The organism is Micromonospora sp. DT227 (assembly GCF_049841835.1).
Classification (GTDB): domain Bacteria; phylum Actinomycetota; class Actinomycetes; order Mycobacteriales; family Micromonosporaceae; genus Micromonospora.
In genome coordinates, this window is sequence record NZ_JBNCLA010000014.1 from 93,882 (window position 1) to 111,255 (window position 17,374).

Genomic DNA, 17,374 nt, shown 5'->3' on the forward strand with positions numbered 1-17,374 from the left:
AGACGGCGTCCGACGCGTCCCGGGGCCGGGCCCCGGGACGCGTCCCGCCGTACCGTGGAACGGGTGAGGTGATCCCGTGAGCGCGAGGAGTGGGCCGGGTTTGCGAGCCCCGCAGTCGCGAACCAAGGCGGCCCGGTGAGCGACCTGCTCGCCGGGCCGGCGGACGCCGCCGCCGGCCTGGCCGTGCACGGCGCGGACGCGGTGGACCCGTCCGCCCGCGCCGCGCTGGTCGCCCGCGACGTCCCCGCGCGGCTGGCCGCCCAGGACCCGACCCTCTGGGGGGCCGGGGCCGAGGCGACGGCCCGCACCCGGCTGGGCTGGCTGGACACCCACTGCCGCAGCCGGGAACTGCTCCCCCAGCTCGCCGAACTGACCGCCGAACTGGGCGACCTGGACCACGTGGTGCTCGCCGGCCCCGGCGGCGTCACGTCGGCCGCCGCGGTGATCGCCGACTGCCTGGGTCGGCCGCTGACCGTGCTCGACACGGCCGATCCGGGGCCGGTCCGGGCGGCGCTGGCCGACCGGCCGGCGCGTACCGTGCTGGTGCTCGCCGGCCGTGACCTGGACCGGACCACCGACGCCCACCTGCGGGCGTTCCGGCAGTCCTGGCACGACGCCGGGCCGGAGGCGGCCCGGCACCTGGTGGTGGTCACCCCGCCCGGGTCGGCGCTGGAGGCGCTCGCCGACGAGCTGGGCGCGGTGCTGATCCCGGCCGACCCGCAGGTGGCTGGGCCCTGGTCCGCGCTCGCCGCGTTCGGCCTGGTCCCGGCCGCGCTCGCCGGCGCGCCGGTGACCGAGTTGCTGGACGAGGCGGCGGCGCTGGCCGGCGCGCTCGACCGGGAGCGGGACAATCCCGGTCTCGCGCTCGGCGCGGCGCTGGCCGGGGCGGCGGAGCACGGCCGGGCCACCGTGGCGCTGGTGCCCGACGGCACCGGCCTCGACGGGTTGCGCCACTGGGCCGGCGCGCTGCTCGCCGCCGCGACCGGCGGGCGGTTGCTGCCGGTCCCGGCGGAGTCCCCGGACGCGCCCGGCGTCGGGGGTCCGGGCGTGCTGACGATCGGCCTGGGCGGCGCGCTCGGCGCGGGCGTGGGGCCCGGGGTGGCCGCCGACGTGGCGGTCAACGGGCCGCTCGGCGCCCAGTTCCTCACCTGGGAGTACGCTGCCGCGACCGCCGCGGTGGCGCTGCGGGTCGACCCGTTCGCGGCGCCGGTGGGCGTCGACGACGACGGGCCCGCGCCGGCGGACGGACCGCCGTCGTCGGTCGACGGCGCGGTCGAGGTGTACGCCCCGGCCGGCGCCCCCGACGACCTGGCCGGCGCGCTGCGCTGGCTGACCGACGGGCTGGCCCCCGACGAGCACCTCGCGGTGACCGCGTACCTCGACCGGCGGGTCGACGCGGCGGTCGCCGGGCTGCGCCCGCTGCTGGCCCGCGTCACCGGGCGGCCGGTGACCTTCGGGTGGGGCCCCCGCCATCCGGGCCACCCCGACGGGCGCGCCCGGCACGTCCAGATCACCGGTGCGGTCACCGATGATCTGGAGGTGCCGGGTCGCCCGTACACCTTCGCGGAACTCCAGGCGGCCCAGGCCGCCGGCGACCGGCGGGCCCTGACCGGCCGGGAGCGACCGGTGCTGCGACTACACCTGACCGAGCGGGCGGCCGGCGTCGCCCAGCTGCTGGATACGGCCGGACGGACACGTACGTGACGATCAATGACCTGGAATCAGTGGACCGAGATGCAGGAGGAGGTGGCCCGGTGAACCCGCTGCGCGACCCCCAGGACCGGCGGCTGCCGCGGATCCCCGAGCCGTGCGCCCTGGTGATCTTCGGGGTCACCGGGGACCTGGCCCGCAAGAAGTTGTTGCCGGCGGTCTACGACCTGGCCAACCGGGGGCTCCTGCCGCCCGGTTTCGTGGTGCTGGGCTTCGCCCGGCGCGACTGGGGCGACGGCGACTTCGAGTCGCTGGCCCACGACGCGGCCAAGAAGCACGCCCGCACCCCGTGGCGCGAGGAGGTCTGGGCCCGGCTGGTCGGCAACATCAAGTTCGTCGGCGGCTCGTTCGACGACGACGCCGCGTTCGACCATCTCGCCACCACGCTCGACGAGCTGCGCGACACGCACGGCATCCACGGCAACGCCGCGTTCTACTTCTCCATCCCGCCGGCTGCCTTCCCGGTGGTACTCAAGCAGCTCGCCCGCACCGGCATGGCCGACAACGAGAAGTCCGGCGGCTGGCGGCGGGTGGTGGTGGAGAAGCCGTTCGGCAACGACCTGCCCTCGGCCAAGGCGCTCAACGACCTGGTCGACGACGTCTTCACCCGGCAGGACGTCTTCCGGATCGACCACTACCTGGGCAAGGAGACGGTCCAGAACATCCTGGCGCTGCGGTTCGCCAACAACCTGTTCGAGCCGCTGTGGAACTCCAAGTACGTCGACTCGGTGCAGATCACCATGGCCGAGGACGTCGGCATCGGCACCCGGGCCGCGTTCTACGACTCGGTCGGCACCGCCCGCGACGTGCTCCAGAACCACCTGCTCCAACTGCTCGCCCTGGTCGCCATGGAGGAGCCGACCAGCTTCGACGCCGACGAGATCCGGGCCGAGAAGCTGAAGGTGCTCAAGGCCATCGCCGTGCCCCGGGACGTCGCCCGGGACACCGTGCGCGGGCAGTACCTGCCCGGCTGGGTGGGCGGCGAGCGCGCCAAGGGCTACCTGGAGGAGGAGGACGTCCCGGAGGACTCCACCACCGAGACGTACGTGGCGGTGAAGCTGGCCATCCAGAACCGGCGCTGGGCCGGCGTGCCGTTCTACATCCGCGCCGGCAAGCGGCTGCCCCGGCGGGTCACCGAGGTGGCCATCATGTTCAAGAAGGCGCCGCACCTGCCGTTCAACCCGGCCGACATGGAGTCCCTCGGCGCCAACCAGCTCGTCATCCGGGTGCAGCCGGACGAGGGCGTGGTGCTGAAGTTCGGCTCCAAGGTGCCGGGCACCACCATGGAGGTCCGCGACATCGCGATGGACTTCCAGTACGGCGAGGCGTTCACCGAGTCCAGCCCCGAGGCGTACGAGCGGCTGGTGCTGGACGTGCTCATCGGCGACCGGACGCTGTTCCCGGACGCCGCCGAGGTGGAGCAGAGCTGGCAGGTGGTGGACCCGCTGGAGCATGCCTGGGAGGGCACCACGCCGGAGCCGTACCGGGCCGGCGAGTGGGGTCCCCGGGCCGCCGACGAGATGCTGGCCGCCGAGGGAAGAGCTTGGCGACGAGCGTGAGCGAGCAGAGCGAGCGAACCAGGAGGCTCCATTGATCGGGCTGTGGGACACCACCGGCAACGAGGTGGTCAAGGCGCTGGCCGCCGAGCGGCGCAGCGCGGGCGGGGTGGCCAGCGGCATGGCGCTCACGCTCATCGTCGTGGTGGACGAGAAGCGGGTCCGGGAGGCCGAGGCGGCGGCCACCATCGCCGCCGCCGCGCACCCCTGCCGGCTGCTCGTGGTGGTCCGCTCCGACATCGAGCGGGACCGCAACCGGCTGGACGCGGAGATCGTGGTGGGTGGCCGGCTCGGCCCCTGCGAGGCGGTGGTGACCCGGATGTACGGCCGGCTCGCGCTGCACGCCGAGTCCGTGGTGATGCCGCTGCTGGTGCCGGACGTGCCGGTGGTGACCTGGTGGCACGGCGAGCCGCCGGAGGAGATCGCCACCGACTTCCTGGGTGTGGTGGCCGACCGGCGGATCACCGACTCGGCGCAGGCCGCCGACCCGATCGCCGCGCTGCGGCAGCGGGCCTGCGACTACGCGCCGGGCGACACCGACCTGGCCTGGACCCGGATCACCCCGTGGCGCACGCTTGTCGCCGGCGCGTTCGACACCACCCAGGCCCGGGTCACCGAGGCGACGGTGGTGGCGCCGCGCACCGACCCGACCGCGGCGCTGATGCGGGGCTGGCTGACCGCACGCCTCGGCATCGAGCCGGCCTGGGAGCACTCCGACGAGTACCCGCGCATGCGTGAGGTGCAGCTGCGCTGCGCCAACGGCGACGAGCTGACGCTCACCCGGGACGACAGCGTGGCCCGGTTCCGGCGTACCGGGCAGGAGGACCGGACGCTGCCGCTGGTCCGCCGGCCACTCGGCGACGAGCTGGCCGAGGAGTTGCGCCGGCTCGACGCCGACCAGGTGTACGCCGAGGCGCTCGGTGCGACGGCCGGGTTGACCGGGCTGGACCAGCGGGCGGTCCAGCGGGTGCACGTGTGGAAGGATCCGGCGACCGCCCAGCGGGCCGAGGCGGGCGTGACCGCGCACGCGGGCGCGACCGCCAACGAGTGACCGCCCGGACCGGGCGACCGGACACACAGAGACACGAGGGCACGACGGATGACTGAGGCGAGTGTCGCCGTACACGCCGACCCCGACCTGCTGGCGCAGGCGGTGGCGGCCCGGCTGGTGGTGAAGCTGCTCGACGCGCAGGCCGAGCGCGGTCAGGCGTCGGTGGTGCTGACCGGCGGGCGGATCGCCGCGGCGGTGTACCGGGCGGTCGGCCAGCTCCCCGCGCGGGATGCCGTGGACTGGTCGCGGGTCGACGTCTGGTGGGGTGACGAGCGGTTCCTGCCGGCCGGCGACCCGGAACGCAACGAGACCCAGGCCCGGGCGGCGCTGCTGGACGCGGTGCCGCTGGACCCGGCCCGGGTGCACCCGATGCCGGCGTCGGACGGTCCGGCCGGCGACGACCCGGAGGCCGCCGCCGCCGGGTACGCGCGTGAGCTGGCCGCCGCCGCCCGGCCGGGGCACGCCACGCTCCCCCACTTCGACGTGCTGATGCTCGGCGTCGGTGAGGACGGGCATGTGGCGTCCGTGTTCCCGGAGCACCCGGTGCACCACGACAGCCGCCCGGTCAGCGCGGTACGCGGCAGCCCGAAGCCGCCGCCGGTGCGTACCACGCTGACGCTGCCGACGATCAACACGGCCGAGGAGGTGTGGCTGATCGCCGCCGGCACGGACAAGGCGAGGGCGGTGGGCATGGCGCTGGCCGGGGCCGGGTCGGTGCAACTGCCGGCGGCCGGCGTGCACGGCGTCTCCCGCACCCTCTGGCTGCTGGACCGCGCCGCCGCCGCCCACGTCCCACCCCGCGCCCGCAGCCTCCGCTGAGGTGTAAGGAGGGGCCCCTTCTTAACGTTTCCGGTAGAGAAGGGGCCCCTTCTTGACGCCTCGCGTCAGGCGCGGCCTCGGCGGTGGCGCAGGGCGGCCAGGGCCTCGGCCAGCAGCGCCTCGCCCTCCTCGGGGGTACGCCGCTCCTGCACGTACGCCAGGTGGGTCTTGTACGGCTCGGCGCGGGTGCGGCCCGGCGGGTTGCCCGGGTCGGGGCCGGCGGGCTCGCCGCAGCGGGGGCAGTCCCACGACGCCGGGGTCTCCGCCTCAGCGGCGATCAGGAACTCGACCCGGTGCTCGTGGCGGCACCAGTAGACGACCGGCCGGCGCGGCGCCGGCTCGGCCCGCTGGTCGAAACGCTCAGGGGCGGACCCGATCCGGGTGCCGCGGATGACGTTGTTGCTGGGCACGTTGCGCGCTCCCTGTCGTCGAAGGGGCCGCCGCCGGAAGGGGTCGGCGGCGGGCGACGGGCGGCGGAACAAAACTGCGCGCGGTCCGTGACGGACCGCGCGCAGATTGTACGCGTAGACGCGCTCGCTCAGGTGCCGCTGGCCATCTGGAGGCGCAGCCAGAGGCCGAGCCCGACGATGCACGCGAACCAGACGATCCCCACCAGAACGGTGTAGCGGTCGAGGTTCTTCTCGGCCACGGAGGAACCAGCCAGGCTGGAGCTGACGCCGCCGCCGAACATGCTCGACAACCCGCCGCCCTTACCGCGGTGCAGGAGGATCAGCAGGGTGAGCAGCACGCTGGTGATGACCAGCAAGGTGATCATCGTGTAGGCGAACCAGATCGGCATGGCGGGGGTCAGTCCTCTCGTTGCGATCACTGCCCGGACCTGTCGGGCACTGCGGCACCGACCGGTGGACGGGCAGCGTCAAGGATAGCGAGCGATCAGCGGGCCGTGTGCTCCGGGAACCGACAGATCCGCGCGAACTCCTCCGCGTCGAGGCTGGCGCCCCCGACCAGAGCCCCGTCCACGTCCGGCTGGGCCATGATCGCGGCGACGTTCGACGACTTGACCGACCCGCCGTAGAGGATCCGGACCTGCTGGGCGGTGGTCTCGTCGTAGGTCTCCACGAGCCGCTTGCGCACCTCGCCGCAGACCTCCTGCGCGTCCTCCGGCGTCGCCGTCTTGCCGGTGCCGATCGCCCAGACCGGCTCGTACGCGACGACGACCTGGGTGACCTGCTCGGCGGTGAGGCCCTTGAGCGCGCCGTCGAGCTGGTCGCAGCAGTGCGCCACCTGCCCCGACTGCTCGCGGACCGCCAGGCCCTCACCGATGCAGAGGATCGGCGTGAGCCCGTTCGCCAGCGCCGCCGCCACCTTCGCGTTGACAAGCGCGTCGTCCTCGCCGTGGTACTGCCGCCGCTCGGAGTGGCCGACCACCACGTACCCGCAGCCCAGCTTCGACAGCATCGGCCCGGCGATGTCACCGGTGTACGCCCCGGACGGGAACGGCGACAGGTCCTGCGCGCCGTAGCCGATCAGCAGCTTGTCGCCGTCCACCGCGGTCTGCACCGTGCGCAGGTCGGTGAAGGGCGGCAGCACCACGCACTCGACGTCGGTGAGCTGCTTCTCGGTCAGGCTCGCGGCCAGCTTCTGCACCAGCAGGTTCGCCTCGAGGTGGTTGAGGTTCATCTTCCAGTTGCCGGCCATCAGCGGCCGGCGGGTGGTGCTCGCCATTCAGTTCTCCAGAGCCGCGATGCCGGGGAGGGTCTTGCCCTCCAGGTATTCCAGGGAGGCGCCGCCACCGGTGGAGATGTGCCCGAACGAGGACTCGTCCAGACCCAGGGCGCGCACCGCCGCGGCGGAGTCACCGCCGCCCACCACGCTGAACGCGTCCGTCTTGGTGATCGCCTCGGCCACCCCGCGGGTGCCGTTGGCGAACGCCGCCATCTCGAACACGCCCATCGGGCCGTTCCAGAAGATCGTCTTCGCCTGGGACAGCGCGGCGGCGAAGCCGGCCACCGTCTCCGGGCCGATGTCCAGCCCCAGCCGGTGGCTGGGGATGCCGTCGGCCGGCACGGTGTCGTGCGCGGCGTCCGGGGCGAAGGCGTCCGCGGCCACCACGTCGACCGGGAGCATGATCTTGCCGTCGGAGCGCTCCAGGAGGTTCCGGCAGGTCTCGACCATCTCCTCCTCCAGCAGCGACGTGCCCACCTCGTGGCCCTGGGCCTTGAGGAACGTGAAGCACATCCCGCCGCCGATGAGCAGCCGGTCGACGGTGGGCAGCAGCGCCTCGATCACGGCCAGCTTGTCGGAGACCTTCGAGCCGCCCAGCACCACCACGTACGGCCGCTCGGGCGCGCCGGTCAGCTTGCTGAGCACCTCCACCTCGCGCAGCACCAGGCGGCCGGCCACGTGCGGCAGCCGGGCCGGCACGTCGTGCACGCTGGCGTGCTTGCGGTGCACCGCGCCGAACGCGTCGTCGACGTACGCGTCACCGAGCGCCGCGAGCTGGTCGGCGAACGCGCCCCGCTCGGCCTCGTCCTTGCTGGTCTCGCCTTTGTTGAACCGCAGGTTCTCCAGCAGCGCGACCTGGCCGTCGGCCAGGTCGGCCACGGTCGACTGTGCCGAGTCGCCGACGGTGTCCTCGGCGAAGTGCACCGGGGCGCCGAGCAGCTCACCGAGCCGCCCGGCGACCGGGCGGAGGCTGAACTGCGGGTCCGGCGTGCCCTTCGGACGGCCCAGGTGCGAGCAGACGACCACCTTCGCGCCGGCCTGCACCAACGCGCTCAGCGTCGGCAGCACGGCGCGGATGCGCCCGTCGTCCGTGATGTCACCGGTCTGCTTGTCGAGCGGGACGTTCAGGTCGGCGCGCACCAGCACGCGCCGACCCGACACCCCCTCGGCGAGCAGGTCGTCGAGGTTACGAATCGTCACAGCGAGGAACCCACCAGCTTGACCAGGTCGACGAGGCGGTTGGAGTAGCCCCACTCGTTGTCGTACCAGCCGACGACCTTGACCTGGTTGCCGATCACCTTGGTCAGCGGCGCGTCGAAGATGCACGACGCCGGGTCGGTGACGATGTCGGCGGAGACGATCGGGTCCTCGTTGTAGACCAGGATGCCCTTGAGCGGGCCCTCCGCGGCGGCCTTGATCGCGGCGTTGACCTCGTCCACGGTGGTCTCCCGGCCGACCTCGACGGTCAGGTCGGTGGCCGAACCGGTCGGGATCGGCACCCGCAGCGCGTAACCGTCGAGCTTGCCCTTCAGCTCCGGCAGCACCAGGCCGATGGCCTTCGCGGCGCCGGTCGAGGTCGGCACGATGTTGAGCGCGGCGGCCCGGGCCCGACGCAGGTCCTTGTGCGGCGCGTCCTGCAGGTTCTGGTCCTGCGTGTACGCGTGGATGGTGGTCATCAGACCCTTGTTGATGCCGAACGTGTCCTGGAGGACCTTCGCCATCGGGGCGAGGCAGTTGGTGGTGCAGGACGCGTTCGAGATGATGTTGTGCTTGGCCGGGTCGTACTGGTCCTGGTTGACGCCCATGACCACGGTGACGTCCTCGTTCTTCGCCGGCGCGGAGATGATGACCTTCTTGGCCCCGCCGTCGATGTGCGCCTTCGCCTTGGTGGCGTCGGTGAAGAACCCGGTGGACTCGATGACGACGTCGACGCCGACCTCGCTCCACGGCAGCTTGCCGGGGTCCTTCTCCTCGAACACCTTGATGGCCTTGCCGCCCACGGTGATCTCGTCGGCGCTGGCCTTCACCTCGTGCGGGAGGCGACCCAGGATGCTGTCGTACTTGACAAGGTGGGCGAGCGTCGCGTTGTCGGTCAGGTCGTTGACCGCGACGATTTCGATGTCGGCGCCGGACGCCAGCACTGCCCGGAAGAAGTTACGGCCGATCCGGCCGAAGCCGTTGATGCCAACCCGGATGGTCACAGGTCCCATCTCCTCGCGTTCTGGTCCGCCGGCGTCAGACCACAGCCGGCGGAGGTGTGTGCGCCGACCGTTGGAGCCGGCCGTTGACGATGTCATCTCGGCCACCCCGCCGCGGTCCGTTCCAGACCTGACCGCCCGAGGCGGTGAGTGCGGCGAGGAGTGCCTGTGCCGGCCCCCTTGCCGTACGCAGCGACCCTATCCGAGCGCGTGGCGGCGCGTTGCGCCGGGTGGTGATCCCGAACGCGTGACGCCGCCCCCTCCGTCCTATCAGACCACGAGCATGTCCGGCGTGACGGCCGCTTCGGTATCCGGGATGCCGAGGTCACGGGCCCGCTTGTCGGCGAGCGCGAGCAGCCGGCGGATCCGGCCGGCGATGGCGTCCTTGGTCAACGGCGGCTCGGCGAGCGCGCCCAGCTCCTCCAGCGACGCCTGGCGGTGCTCCAGCCGCAGCCGGCCGGCCGAGGTCAGGTGGTTGGGCGCGTCGTCGGCGAGGATCTCCAGCGCCCGGGTCACCCGGGCGGCAGCGGCCACCGCGGCGCGCGCCGAGCGACGCAGGTTCGCGTCGTCGAAGTTGGCCAGCCGGTTGGCGGTGGCGCGCACCTCCCGGCGTACCCGGCGCTCCTCCCAGGCCAGCACGCTGGAGTGCGCGCCGATGCGGGTGAGCAGCGCGGCGATCGCGTCGCCGTCCTTCACCACCACCCGGTCCACGCCACGCACCTCGCGGTTCTTGGCGGTGATGCCGAGCCGGCGGGCGGCGCCGACAAGCGCGAGCGCCGACTCCGGCCCCGGGCAGGTGATCTCCAACGCGCTGGAGCGGCCCGGCTCGGTCAGCGAGCCGTGCGCCATGAACGCGCCGCGCCAGGCGGAGACCGCGCAGCAGACGTTGGCGGCCACCACGTGCGGCGGCAGGCCCCGCACCGGGCGACCGCGCACGTCCAGCAGGCCGGTCTGCCGGGCCAGCGACTCGCCGTCCTTCACCACCCGCACGATGAAGTGGCTGCCCTTGCGCAGGCCGCCCGAGGCGAGCACGTGGATCTCACTCGGGTAGCCGTAGACCTCGGCGATCTCCCGCCGCAGCCGGCGGGCCACCGCGCCGGTGTCCAGCTCCGCCTCCACCACCACGCGCCCCGACACGATGTGCAGGCCGCCGGCGAAGCGCAGCAGGGCCGCCATCTCCGCCCGGCGGCAGCAGGGCTTGGGCACGTCGACCCGACTCAGCTCGTCCTTGACCGCAGCCGTCATCGCCATTCCAGCGCCCCCTCACGGACCGGTTCCGGCGTGTCGCCGGTGATTACGTACGTGTCTAACGATCGGCGCCCAGGACCGGCACCAGTGCGGCGCCCAGGGCGGCCGGATCATGACGGGGCGTGCCGTCGACGACGGCGACGGGAGCGAGGACCAGCCGGGCACCAAGCGATTCTGCCGCACGTTCGACCGCCACGGGATCACCCACCGCCGTGGAGTCGGCGAGCACCATGTCCACCTTCAGCTCGGGCAGATAGCGCCGCAGGGTGTCCAGATGGTCGGGCAGGGAGAGCCCGGAGGTCTCCTTCTCGGCCACCAGGTTCAGGGTCACCAGCCGCCGCGCCGGGCTGGACACGATCGCGTCGGCCAGGCCCGGCACCAGCAGGTGCGGCAGCACACTGGTGTACCAGCTCCCCGGCCCGAAGATCAACCAGTCGGCGGCGCGTACCGCGGTCACCGCCTCGGCGCACGCGGCCGGCGCGGCCGGGGTCAGCCGCAGCGACTCCACCACGCCGGTCGTCACCGCCACCTGGTGCTGGCCGCGCACCGTGCGTACCTCGTCCGGGTGTTCCGGGTCGACGCCGCGGACCCGGGCCTCGATGCCCACCGGCTGGCGGGACATCGGCAGCACCCGGCCGACCGCGCCGAGCATCGCCCCGGCGTGGTCCAGCGCGGCCACCGGATCGCCGAGCAGCTCGGTCAGCCCGTGCAGCAGCAGGTTGCCGACCGCGTGGCCGGCGAGCGGGTCACCCACCGCGGCGGGCGGCGCGCCGAGCGCCGGCGCGGGCGTGGCGGCGGCGGCGGCGAAGCGGTGCTGGAACAACGCCGCGCTGCGCCGGGTCGCGGGATGGTCACCGGAGAGCGCCACGAGCGCCTGCCGCAGGTCACCCGGGGGCAGGCCGCCGCGCTCGGCGCGCAGCCGGCCGCTGGAGCCGCCGTCGTCGCCGACCGTGACCACCGCGGTGATGTCCAGGTCCAGTCCGGGTACGCAGTGCCGCAGCGCCCGCAGCGACGCGGACAACCCGTGGCCGCCGCCGAACGCGACCACCCTGGTCGGGGTCATTCCCGCCCCAGGTCCCGGTGCTGCGCGTTGGCGGCGATGCCGGACGCGCGCAGCCGCACGGCCAGCTCCTCGGCGATCGCCACGCTGCGGTGCTTGCCGCCGGTGCAGCCCACGGCCACCGTCAGGTAGCGCTTGCCCTCCCGCTCGAAACCGGCCGTGGTGGCGTTGACCAGGTCGGCGTAGCCGGCGACGAACGCGTCCGCGCCCTCCTGCCCCAGCACGTACGCGCTGACCGCCTCCTCCCGGCCGGTGTGCTCACGCAGCTCCGGCACCCAGTACGGGTTGGGCAGGAAGCGGGCGTCCATCACGAAGTCGGCGTCCGGCGGGAGGCCGTACTTGAAGCCGAACGAGAGCACGGTGATCCGCAGCCGGCGGGCGTCCTCGCCGCCGAACAGCTCCTCGACCCGGCGGCGGAGCTGGTTGACGTTCAGGTGGCTGGTGTCGATGATCACGTCGGCCTGGTCGCGCGCCTCCTCCAGCAGCGCCCGCTCCACCGCGATGCCGTCGGCCAGCCGGCCGTCGCCCTGCAACGGGTGCGAGCGGCGCACGCTCTCGAACCGGCGGATCAGCACCTCGTCGTCGGCGTCGACGAAGACCACCCGCGGGGAGAAGCCACGCTCGCGCAACTCCCGGATCGCGCCGGCCAGGTCCGTGGAGAACGCGCGCGAGCGCACGTCCAGCACCATCGCCGTACGCCGGGCCGCGCCGCCGGCCTTGAACGCCAGCTCGGCCATGTCCAGCAGCAACGCCTGGGGCAGGTTGTCGACCACGTAGTAGCCGACGTTCTCCAACGCCCGCGCCACCGTGCTGCGCCCGCCCCCGGAGAGGCCGGTCACCACCACCAGGGACGTCTCCGCCTCGGTCGGCGCCGGCCGCCCCACCGCTGTCTCCGCCGTCCGCGCCTCGCTCACCCGCATACCCCCAAGCCGTGGCGCCGCGGCCGGTCGGCCGCACATGGTCAGTCGACGACTCTAACGGCTGCGACCCCGACCGGGATTCCACGGGGTGACCCCCGGAACACCTGCTCGTCCCGTTCCCCGCTCGTCGTCCGGGGGCGCTGAGGTGAACGACCGAGAACCGGGCCAGTTGGTTCGACCCCGGAGCACGGACCGCATCGGCCGGTCAGTGACGACGGAGCAGGGCCTTGACCCGCTGGCGACCGAGCACGGCGAGGTAGTCCCACGGCTCATCGAGACAGGAGTCGACCTCGGCCGCAGCGATGATCTCGGCGAGCCGGGCGGCCAGCTCGTCGGGATCCGGCTGCACCTGCACACAGAGGCGGACGTGGGCCGCCCGTAGCGCGTCGCCGATCTCGGCCGGTTCCTCCTCGTACGTCTCCCAGGCTTCGTACAGATAACCGGAGATGCCGTCCCACGCGCGGGCGGCCCGCTCGACCAGCAACAGCGCCTCCTCGGTCGGGGGCCGGTGGGCGAGCATTTCCACCTCCTCGACGATCGCCCGTCCCGCCTTCTCCACGTCATGCAGGTCCCACTGGCCGCTGGTCGCCTCGCCGGCCAGGTTGTCGATCGTGCGGCGGATGCGGTCGAGATCGTTGACGGTGGGAGCCGCAAGCTGGCCGGCCTGCGCCCGCAGCCGACTCTCCAGGACGCGATCCTTGGCCGCCCACTCGGCGACGAGCGACGCCAGCCGCCGCACCGGCATGCTCCGCGCGAGTTCGGCCAGCTCAGCAATCACCGGATCGACAGCCACGGCGGACGGCGGGGTGGCCGCCGAGGACCAGGCGAGCCCGTCGCTCAGCGCAGCAAGCGTCAGGGCCACCGCATGCGCGCACGGCCTCGTCCCGGCCGAACAGTCGCACTCGGCGGTGAAGCCGTCCGCCGTGATCCCGACCCAGACCTCGACTGGTGGCTCCCCGGCCCCCCGGACGATGCCTGATGCTCCCCCGCCGACCGGCACCAACGTCGCCGGTTGACCGGCTGATCGCAGTCCATCCGCCGCGGCCCAGGCCACCGAACCAGCCACGTCCCGCAGTGCGTCGACGTCGATGCGTACCGCCATCCGACCATCCAACCGGGCGCGGGTGATGCCGCCGGCATCGGGGTGGCGGATCGACTTCGAGGGGAATCAGCCGTGCCGCAGGCCGGCGACGAAGGACGACCACACGCCGCGATCGAAGAGGAGGGCCGGCCCGTCCGGGTCCTTGGAGTCACGCACCGCCAACGCGGTGGAGAGGTCAGCCACCTCGACGCAGTTCGAATCGTTCGCACCACTTCGGCTGCTCTTGCGCCAGCGAACCTGGGCCGGATCCGAGGGGGTCATCGGCAGCGCTCCACGGGGTTGGAGTCAGTCAGGGACCTCGGCGGCAGCCCGGCTGAGGAGGTCCGCAGACCGGTCGGGGTCGAGCGCCTTGGCCCGAAGGTGGTCGAACATGAGTCTATAGCGGGCCACCTGTCGAGCCTCCTCCAGCAACAGGGTGCTGGTGTCGTTGCTGAGATAGACCACGGCCGGGTCGAGCACCGGATCGTCGTAGCTCAGCAGCGTGAAGGCTCCACCCATGGCCGCGTGAGCCCCGGCGGTGAACGGCAGGACCTGGATCTCTACCGTCGGCATCTCGCACGCCTCGACCAGGCGCGCGAGCTGGGCCCGCATCACCGCCGGGCCGCCGACCACCCGCCGGAGCACCGCCTCGTCCAACACCACCCACAGCGACGGTGGCAGGTCGCGGGACAGCAACGCCTTGCGAGCCAGCCGCGCCGCCACCACGCGATCCGTCTCGTCCTGGTCGGCGGTGCCGCGACCGGCCCGGACGATGGCGCGGACGTACTCCTCGGTCTGCAACAGGCCGGGCACGTAGAGGCTCTCGAACGAGCTGATCGACGTGGCCTCCGCCTCGAAGCCGACGTAGTCGTCCGGCAGCACGTCGCCGTACGCGCTCCACCAGCCCTTCAGCCGGGACTGGCGGTGCAGCGCGGCCAGTGATTCCCGCTCGGACTCGGTGGCCTCGTAGAGGTGAAGGAGCGGCGGCATGTCCTTCGGCATCACTCGGGAGTGCCCCTGCTCCAAGCGGATGACCTTGGTGCGGTGCCAGCCGAGGATCTTGGCCACCTCCTCGGCGGTGTGGCCGGCGCGATCTCGCAGACGACGCAGCTCGCGTCGCAGACGACGGGCCCTGATCGTCGGACTCGGCACCTGCGCCATCGACACTCACCTCCACCAGGAGTAGTCGATTCTTCTCGCACCGCAGTCGAAATGCAAGCAATAAATGCGACGTTGCGTTTTTACGCTGCACGGCCCAAGCTGTTCGCAACCACTCACCTACGGAGAGGCAGCATGCGGTGACCGACTTTCACCATGACCTGGCCGCCATGCTCGACGGGGCCGAGGTGTCCGAGCGGGTCCGCGCCGCCATCGCCCACGCGCTGGCGACGTCCGATCCCCTCTCGCCGTACGTCAATGCTCTGATGACCCGCTACGCGACGGAGCGCGAGCGGCGGTCGGACCGCAACCGGTCACCCGCCGGGGCCTACCGGATGCCCCGCCGCTGGACGCTGCACCTGACCTACCTCGCGGCCGACGCGCGGGAGGCCCGCGACCAGGCCGTCGTCTACACGGAAGGGCTGACGATCCTGCGTCCGGAGCTGCCCGCGAACGCTGCGATGTTGTCCCGGGCCGATGCCTGGAATCACGTGGAGCCGGTCTTCTGCGGCCGGGTCGGCCCCGACGACGAGGTCTGCATGGACGTCACCGGGCACCCAGGCTTCCACAGCGCGGCCGGGATCGGCGGGCTGAGCTGGGGCGACGGGGACGGGGACGGAACGGTGACCGCGTAGCCGGGCCCGGGTGTCGCCCGTGCCGGCACGGCCGCCCGATGCCATCGCCGCGCCCCCTTCCCCCGCCATTCTTCCCTCCCCTGTTTCACGGAATCAGGGGCTATCCGCGGCGGAATAGCCACTGTTTCCGTGAAACAGGGCCCGGTGGGGCGACGGCGCGGGCGGGCGGCTTCCGCGGCGGTGTCGGCGGGCGCTCGTAGACTGCGCGGATGGTCTCCCCCACCGAGCAACGGGTCGAGGGCGCGCTGGACGTGTTGCGCCGGGTCTTCGGTTACGACGCGTTCCGCGGTGTCCAGCAGGACATCATCGAGCACGTGGTGGCCGGCGGTGACGCGCTGGTGCTCATGCCCACCGGGGGCGGCAAGTCGCTCTGCTACCAGATCCCCGCGCTGGTCCGCGACGGCGTGGCGGTGGTCGTCTCGCCGCTGATCGCGCTCATGCAGGACCAGGTCGACGCGCTCACCGCGGTCGGCGTGCGGGCCGGGTTCCTCAACTCGACCCAGGACGCGGCACAGCGCCGCCGGGTCGAGGCGGCCTACCTCGCCGGCGAGCTGGACCTGCTCTACCTCGCCCCGGAAGGACTGGCCGTGCGCTCCACGCTCGGCCTGCTGGAACGCGGCAAGATCGCGCTGTTCGCGATCGACGAGGCGCACTGCGTCTCCCAGTGGGGGCACGACTTCCGCCCCGACTACCTCAACCTGTCGATGCTGCACGAACACTGGCCGCAGGTGCCGCGCATCGCGCTGACCGCCACCGCGACGCGGGCCACCCGCACCGAGATCGCCACCCGGCTCCAGCTCACCGACGCCCGACACTTCGTGGCCAGCTTCGACCGGCCCAACATCCAGTACCGCATCGTGCCCAAGCGGGAACCCCGCCGGCAGTTGCTGAGCCTGCTGCGCGACGAGCACCCGGGTGACGCCGGCATCGTCTACTGCCTGTCCCGCGCCTCGGTGGACAAGACCGCCGAGTTCCTGGTCGCCAACGGCATCCCGGCGCTGCCCTACCACGCCGGCCTGGACGCGGCGACCCGCGCCGCCAACCAGCAGCGCTTCCTGCGCGAGGACGGGCTGGTCATGGTGGCCACCATCGCGTTCGGCATGGGCATCGACAAGCCCGACGTACGCTTCGTCGCCCACCTCGACCTGCCCAAGTCGGTGGAGGGCTACTACCAGGAGACCGGTCGCGCCGGCCGTGACGGGCTGCCGTCCACGGCCTGGCTGGCGTACGGGCTCCAGGACGTGGTGCAGCAGCGCAAGATGATCGAGACGTCGGAGGGCGACCTGGCGCACCGGCGCAACCTCGCCGCCCACCTCGACGCGATGCTGGCGCTCTGCGAGACGGTCCGCTGCCGCCGGGCCCAACTGCTCGAGTACTTCGGTGAGACCGGGGCGTCGAACTGCGGCAACTGCGACACCTGCCTGGACCCGCCGGAGTCCTGGGACGGCACGGTCGCCGCGCAGAAGCTGCTCTCCACCGTCTACCGGCTCGACCGGGAGCGCAACCAGCGGTTCGGCGCCGGGCACAGCATCGACATCCTGCTCGGCAAGCACACCGACAAGATCGACCAGCACGGGCACGACGCGCTGAGCACGTTCGGCATCGGCACCGAGCTGCGCGACACCGAGTGGCGCGGCGTGGTCCGGCAACTGCTCGCCGAGGGTCTGCTCGCGGTCGAGGGCGACTACGGCACGCTGGCGTTGACCGAGGCCAGCGCCGACGTGCTCGGCCGACGGCGCACGGTCACCCTGCGCAAGGAGCCGGAACGACCGCTGTCCGGCCGGGCCGCGAAGCCACGGGGCGCGGCCACCGTCGTCGCCGACCTCTCCCCCGCCGCCGCGCCGGTCTTCGAGCGGCTCCGCGCCTGGCGGGCCGCCACCGCGAAGGAGCAGGGCGTCCCCGCGTACGTGATCTTCCACGACGCCACGCTGCGTCAGATCGCCGCCGAGCCGCCGAGTTCACTGGCCGAGCTGTCCCGGTTCAACGGCGTCGGCGAGAACAAGCTCGCCGAGTACGGCGAGGCCATCCTCGCCGTACTCGCCGAGGGGTGACGTAAGGGCCCGACCCCGTTGGTGGGGGTCGGGCCCTTTCGCGTTGGTGTCAGCTGGTGCTGTAGCCGCGGGTGGCGATCCAGTCGGCGAGGTTGTCGACGGTGATGCGGTAGGAGGCGGTGTCCGGGTTGGCGCTGTCGGCGATGGTGACGGTGGTGCCGTTGTTCTGGTAGCCGACGACGCTGATGTAGTGGCCGCCTT

At 72.8% G+C, this 17,374-nt stretch carries 17 protein-coding genes and 1 pseudogene; 6 read left to right on the forward strand and 12 right to left on the reverse strand.

Annotated features, from left to right (window positions below):
• Positions 1–135: 135 nt before the first annotated feature.
• The 4 genes from ACLQ2W_RS31495 to pgl are packed head-to-tail and all read left to right on the forward strand — an operon-like array spanning position 136 to position 5,136.
• Positions 136–1,704, forward strand: coding sequence for a glucose-6-phosphate isomerase (locus ACLQ2W_RS31495; RefSeq protein ID WP_425791236.1), 1,569 nt, complete (start codon positions 136–138; stop codon positions 1,702–1,704).
• A 50-nt stretch (positions 1,705–1,754) separates the two neighbouring features.
• Entirely contained in the window at positions 1,755–3,269 is a 1,515-nt protein-coding gene (gene zwf, locus ACLQ2W_RS31500; RefSeq protein ID WP_396771707.1) for a glucose-6-phosphate dehydrogenase, read from the forward strand.
• A gap of 31 nt (positions 3,270–3,300) precedes the next feature.
• The gene (locus ACLQ2W_RS31505; protein WP_425791238.1) at positions 3,301–4,317 is read left to right on the forward strand and encodes a glucose-6-phosphate dehydrogenase assembly protein OpcA; all 1,017 of its coding nucleotides are present in this window, start codon (positions 3,301–3,303) and stop codon (positions 4,315–4,317) included.
• Positions 4,318–4,365: 48 nt separating this feature from the next.
• Positions 4,366–5,136, forward strand: coding sequence for a 6-phosphogluconolactonase (gene pgl, locus ACLQ2W_RS31510; RefSeq protein WP_425791240.1), 771 nt, complete (start codon positions 4,366–4,368; stop codon positions 5,134–5,136).
• A 65-nt stretch (positions 5,137–5,201) separates the two neighbouring features.
• Here pgl and ACLQ2W_RS31515 read toward each other — a convergent pair whose 3' ends face one another.
• The 11 genes from ACLQ2W_RS31515 to ACLQ2W_RS31565 form a co-directional block, all read right to left on the reverse strand.
• Positions 5,202–5,546 carry an RNA polymerase-binding protein RbpA gene (locus ACLQ2W_RS31515; protein WP_281936352.1) on the reverse strand — a complete coding sequence of 115 codons (345 nt, stop codon included), beginning with the start codon at positions 5,544–5,546 and terminating at the stop codon, positions 5,202–5,204.
• 128 nt (positions 5,547–5,674) lie between these two features.
• Entirely contained in the window at positions 5,675–5,935 is a 261-nt protein-coding gene (gene secG, locus ACLQ2W_RS31520; protein ID WP_091420428.1) for a preprotein translocase subunit SecG, read from the reverse strand.
• Between the two features lie 95 nt (positions 5,936–6,030).
• Positions 6,031–6,822 carry a triose-phosphate isomerase gene (gene tpiA / locus ACLQ2W_RS31525; RefSeq protein ID WP_405090396.1) on the reverse strand — a complete coding sequence of 264 codons (792 nt, stop codon included), beginning with the start codon at positions 6,820–6,822 and terminating at the stop codon, positions 6,031–6,033.
• Positions 6,823–8,022, reverse strand: coding sequence for a phosphoglycerate kinase (locus ACLQ2W_RS31530; protein WP_425791243.1), 1,200 nt, complete (start codon positions 8,020–8,022; stop codon positions 6,823–6,825).
• On the reverse strand, positions 8,019–9,023 hold the full coding sequence (gene gap, locus ACLQ2W_RS31535) for a type I glyceraldehyde-3-phosphate dehydrogenase (protein WP_343446066.1): 1,005 nt from the start codon (positions 9,021–9,023) through the stop codon (positions 8,019–8,021). The genes ACLQ2W_RS31530 and gap overlap by 4 nt, the downstream gene beginning before the upstream one ends.
• Positions 9,024–9,290: 267 nt before the next feature.
• Positions 9,291–10,271, reverse strand: a complete 981-nt coding sequence (whiA, locus tag ACLQ2W_RS31540) for a DNA-binding protein WhiA (protein ID WP_405090399.1) — start codon at positions 10,269–10,271, stop codon at positions 9,291–9,293.
• A gap of 55 nt (positions 10,272–10,326) precedes the next feature.
• Positions 10,327–11,331, reverse strand: coding sequence for a gluconeogenesis factor YvcK family protein (locus ACLQ2W_RS31545; protein WP_425791246.1), 1,005 nt, complete (start codon positions 11,329–11,331; stop codon positions 10,327–10,329).
• A complete protein-coding gene (rapZ, locus tag ACLQ2W_RS31550) occupies positions 11,328–12,242 on the reverse strand; it encodes an RNase adapter RapZ (protein ID WP_281936363.1) in 915 nt (304 codons plus the stop codon). Before rapZ ends, ACLQ2W_RS31545 begins: the two co-directional genes overlap by 4 nt.
• A gap of 211 nt (positions 12,243–12,453) precedes the next feature.
• Positions 12,454–13,350 carry a hypothetical protein gene (locus ACLQ2W_RS31555; RefSeq protein ID WP_425791248.1) on the reverse strand — a complete coding sequence of 299 codons (897 nt, stop codon included), beginning with the start codon at positions 13,348–13,350 and terminating at the stop codon, positions 12,454–12,456.
• A gap of 66 nt (positions 13,351–13,416) precedes the next feature.
• Positions 13,417–13,611, reverse strand: a complete 195-nt coding sequence (locus ACLQ2W_RS31560) for a DUF397 domain-containing protein (protein ID WP_396859303.1) — start codon at positions 13,609–13,611, stop codon at positions 13,417–13,419.
• 24 nt (positions 13,612–13,635) lie between these two features.
• On the reverse strand, positions 13,636–14,490 hold the full coding sequence (locus ACLQ2W_RS31565) for a DUF5753 domain-containing protein (RefSeq protein WP_425791250.1): 855 nt from the start codon (positions 14,488–14,490) through the stop codon (positions 13,636–13,638).
• A gap of 137 nt (positions 14,491–14,627) precedes the next feature.
• Between ACLQ2W_RS31565 and ACLQ2W_RS31570 the strand changes: the two genes are divergently transcribed.
• Complete coding sequence (locus tag ACLQ2W_RS31570; RefSeq protein ID WP_425791252.1) at positions 14,628–15,122, forward strand: hypothetical protein; 495 nt, start codon at positions 14,628–14,630, stop codon at positions 15,120–15,122.
• 209 nt (positions 15,123–15,331) lie between these two features.
• Positions 15,332–17,173: a DNA helicase RecQ gene (recQ, locus tag ACLQ2W_RS31575; RefSeq protein WP_425791254.1), complete on the forward strand. Its 1,842-nt coding sequence runs from the start codon at positions 15,332–15,334 to the stop codon at positions 17,171–17,173.
• Positions 17,174–17,222: 49 nt separating this feature from the next.
• Here recQ and ACLQ2W_RS31580 read toward each other — a convergent pair.
• Positions 17,223–17,374: pseudogene (locus ACLQ2W_RS31580) on the reverse strand (C39 family peptidase); the annotation flags it as partial.

What these genes read in the sequence shown, in the direction of transcription:
- pgl (WP_425791240.1), top strand. Translation starts at nt 4,366, where the DNA reads ATGACTGAGGCGAGTGTCGCCGTACACGCCGACCCCGACCTGCTGGCG.
- secG (WP_091420428.1), bottom strand. Translation starts at nt 5,935, where the DNA reads ATGCCGATCTGGTTCGCCTACACGATGATCACCTTGCTGGTCATCACC.
- tpiA (WP_405090396.1), bottom strand. Translation starts at nt 6,822, where the DNA reads ATGGCGAGCACCACCCGCCGGCCGCTGATGGCCGGCAACTGGAAGATG.
- whiA (WP_405090399.1), bottom strand. Translation starts at nt 10,271, where the DNA reads ATGGCGATGACGGCTGCGGTCAAGGACGAGCTGAGTCGGGTCGACGTG.
- ACLQ2W_RS31545 (WP_425791246.1), bottom strand. Translation starts at nt 11,331, where the DNA reads ATGACCCCGACCAGGGTGGTCGCGTTCGGCGGCGGCCACGGGTTGTCC.
- ACLQ2W_RS31555 (WP_425791248.1), bottom strand. Translation starts at nt 13,350, where the DNA reads ATGGCGGTACGCATCGACGTCGACGCACTGCGGGACGTGGCTGGTTCG.
- ACLQ2W_RS31560 (WP_396859303.1), bottom strand. Translation starts at nt 13,611, where the DNA reads ATGACCCCCTCGGATCCGGCCCAGGTTCGCTGGCGCAAGAGCAGCCGA.
- ACLQ2W_RS31565 (WP_425791250.1), bottom strand. Translation starts at nt 14,490, where the DNA reads ATGGCGCAGGTGCCGAGTCCGACGATCAGGGCCCGTCGTCTGCGACGC.
- recQ (WP_425791254.1), top strand. Translation starts at nt 15,332, where the DNA reads ATGGTCTCCCCCACCGAGCAACGGGTCGAGGGCGCGCTGGACGTGTTG.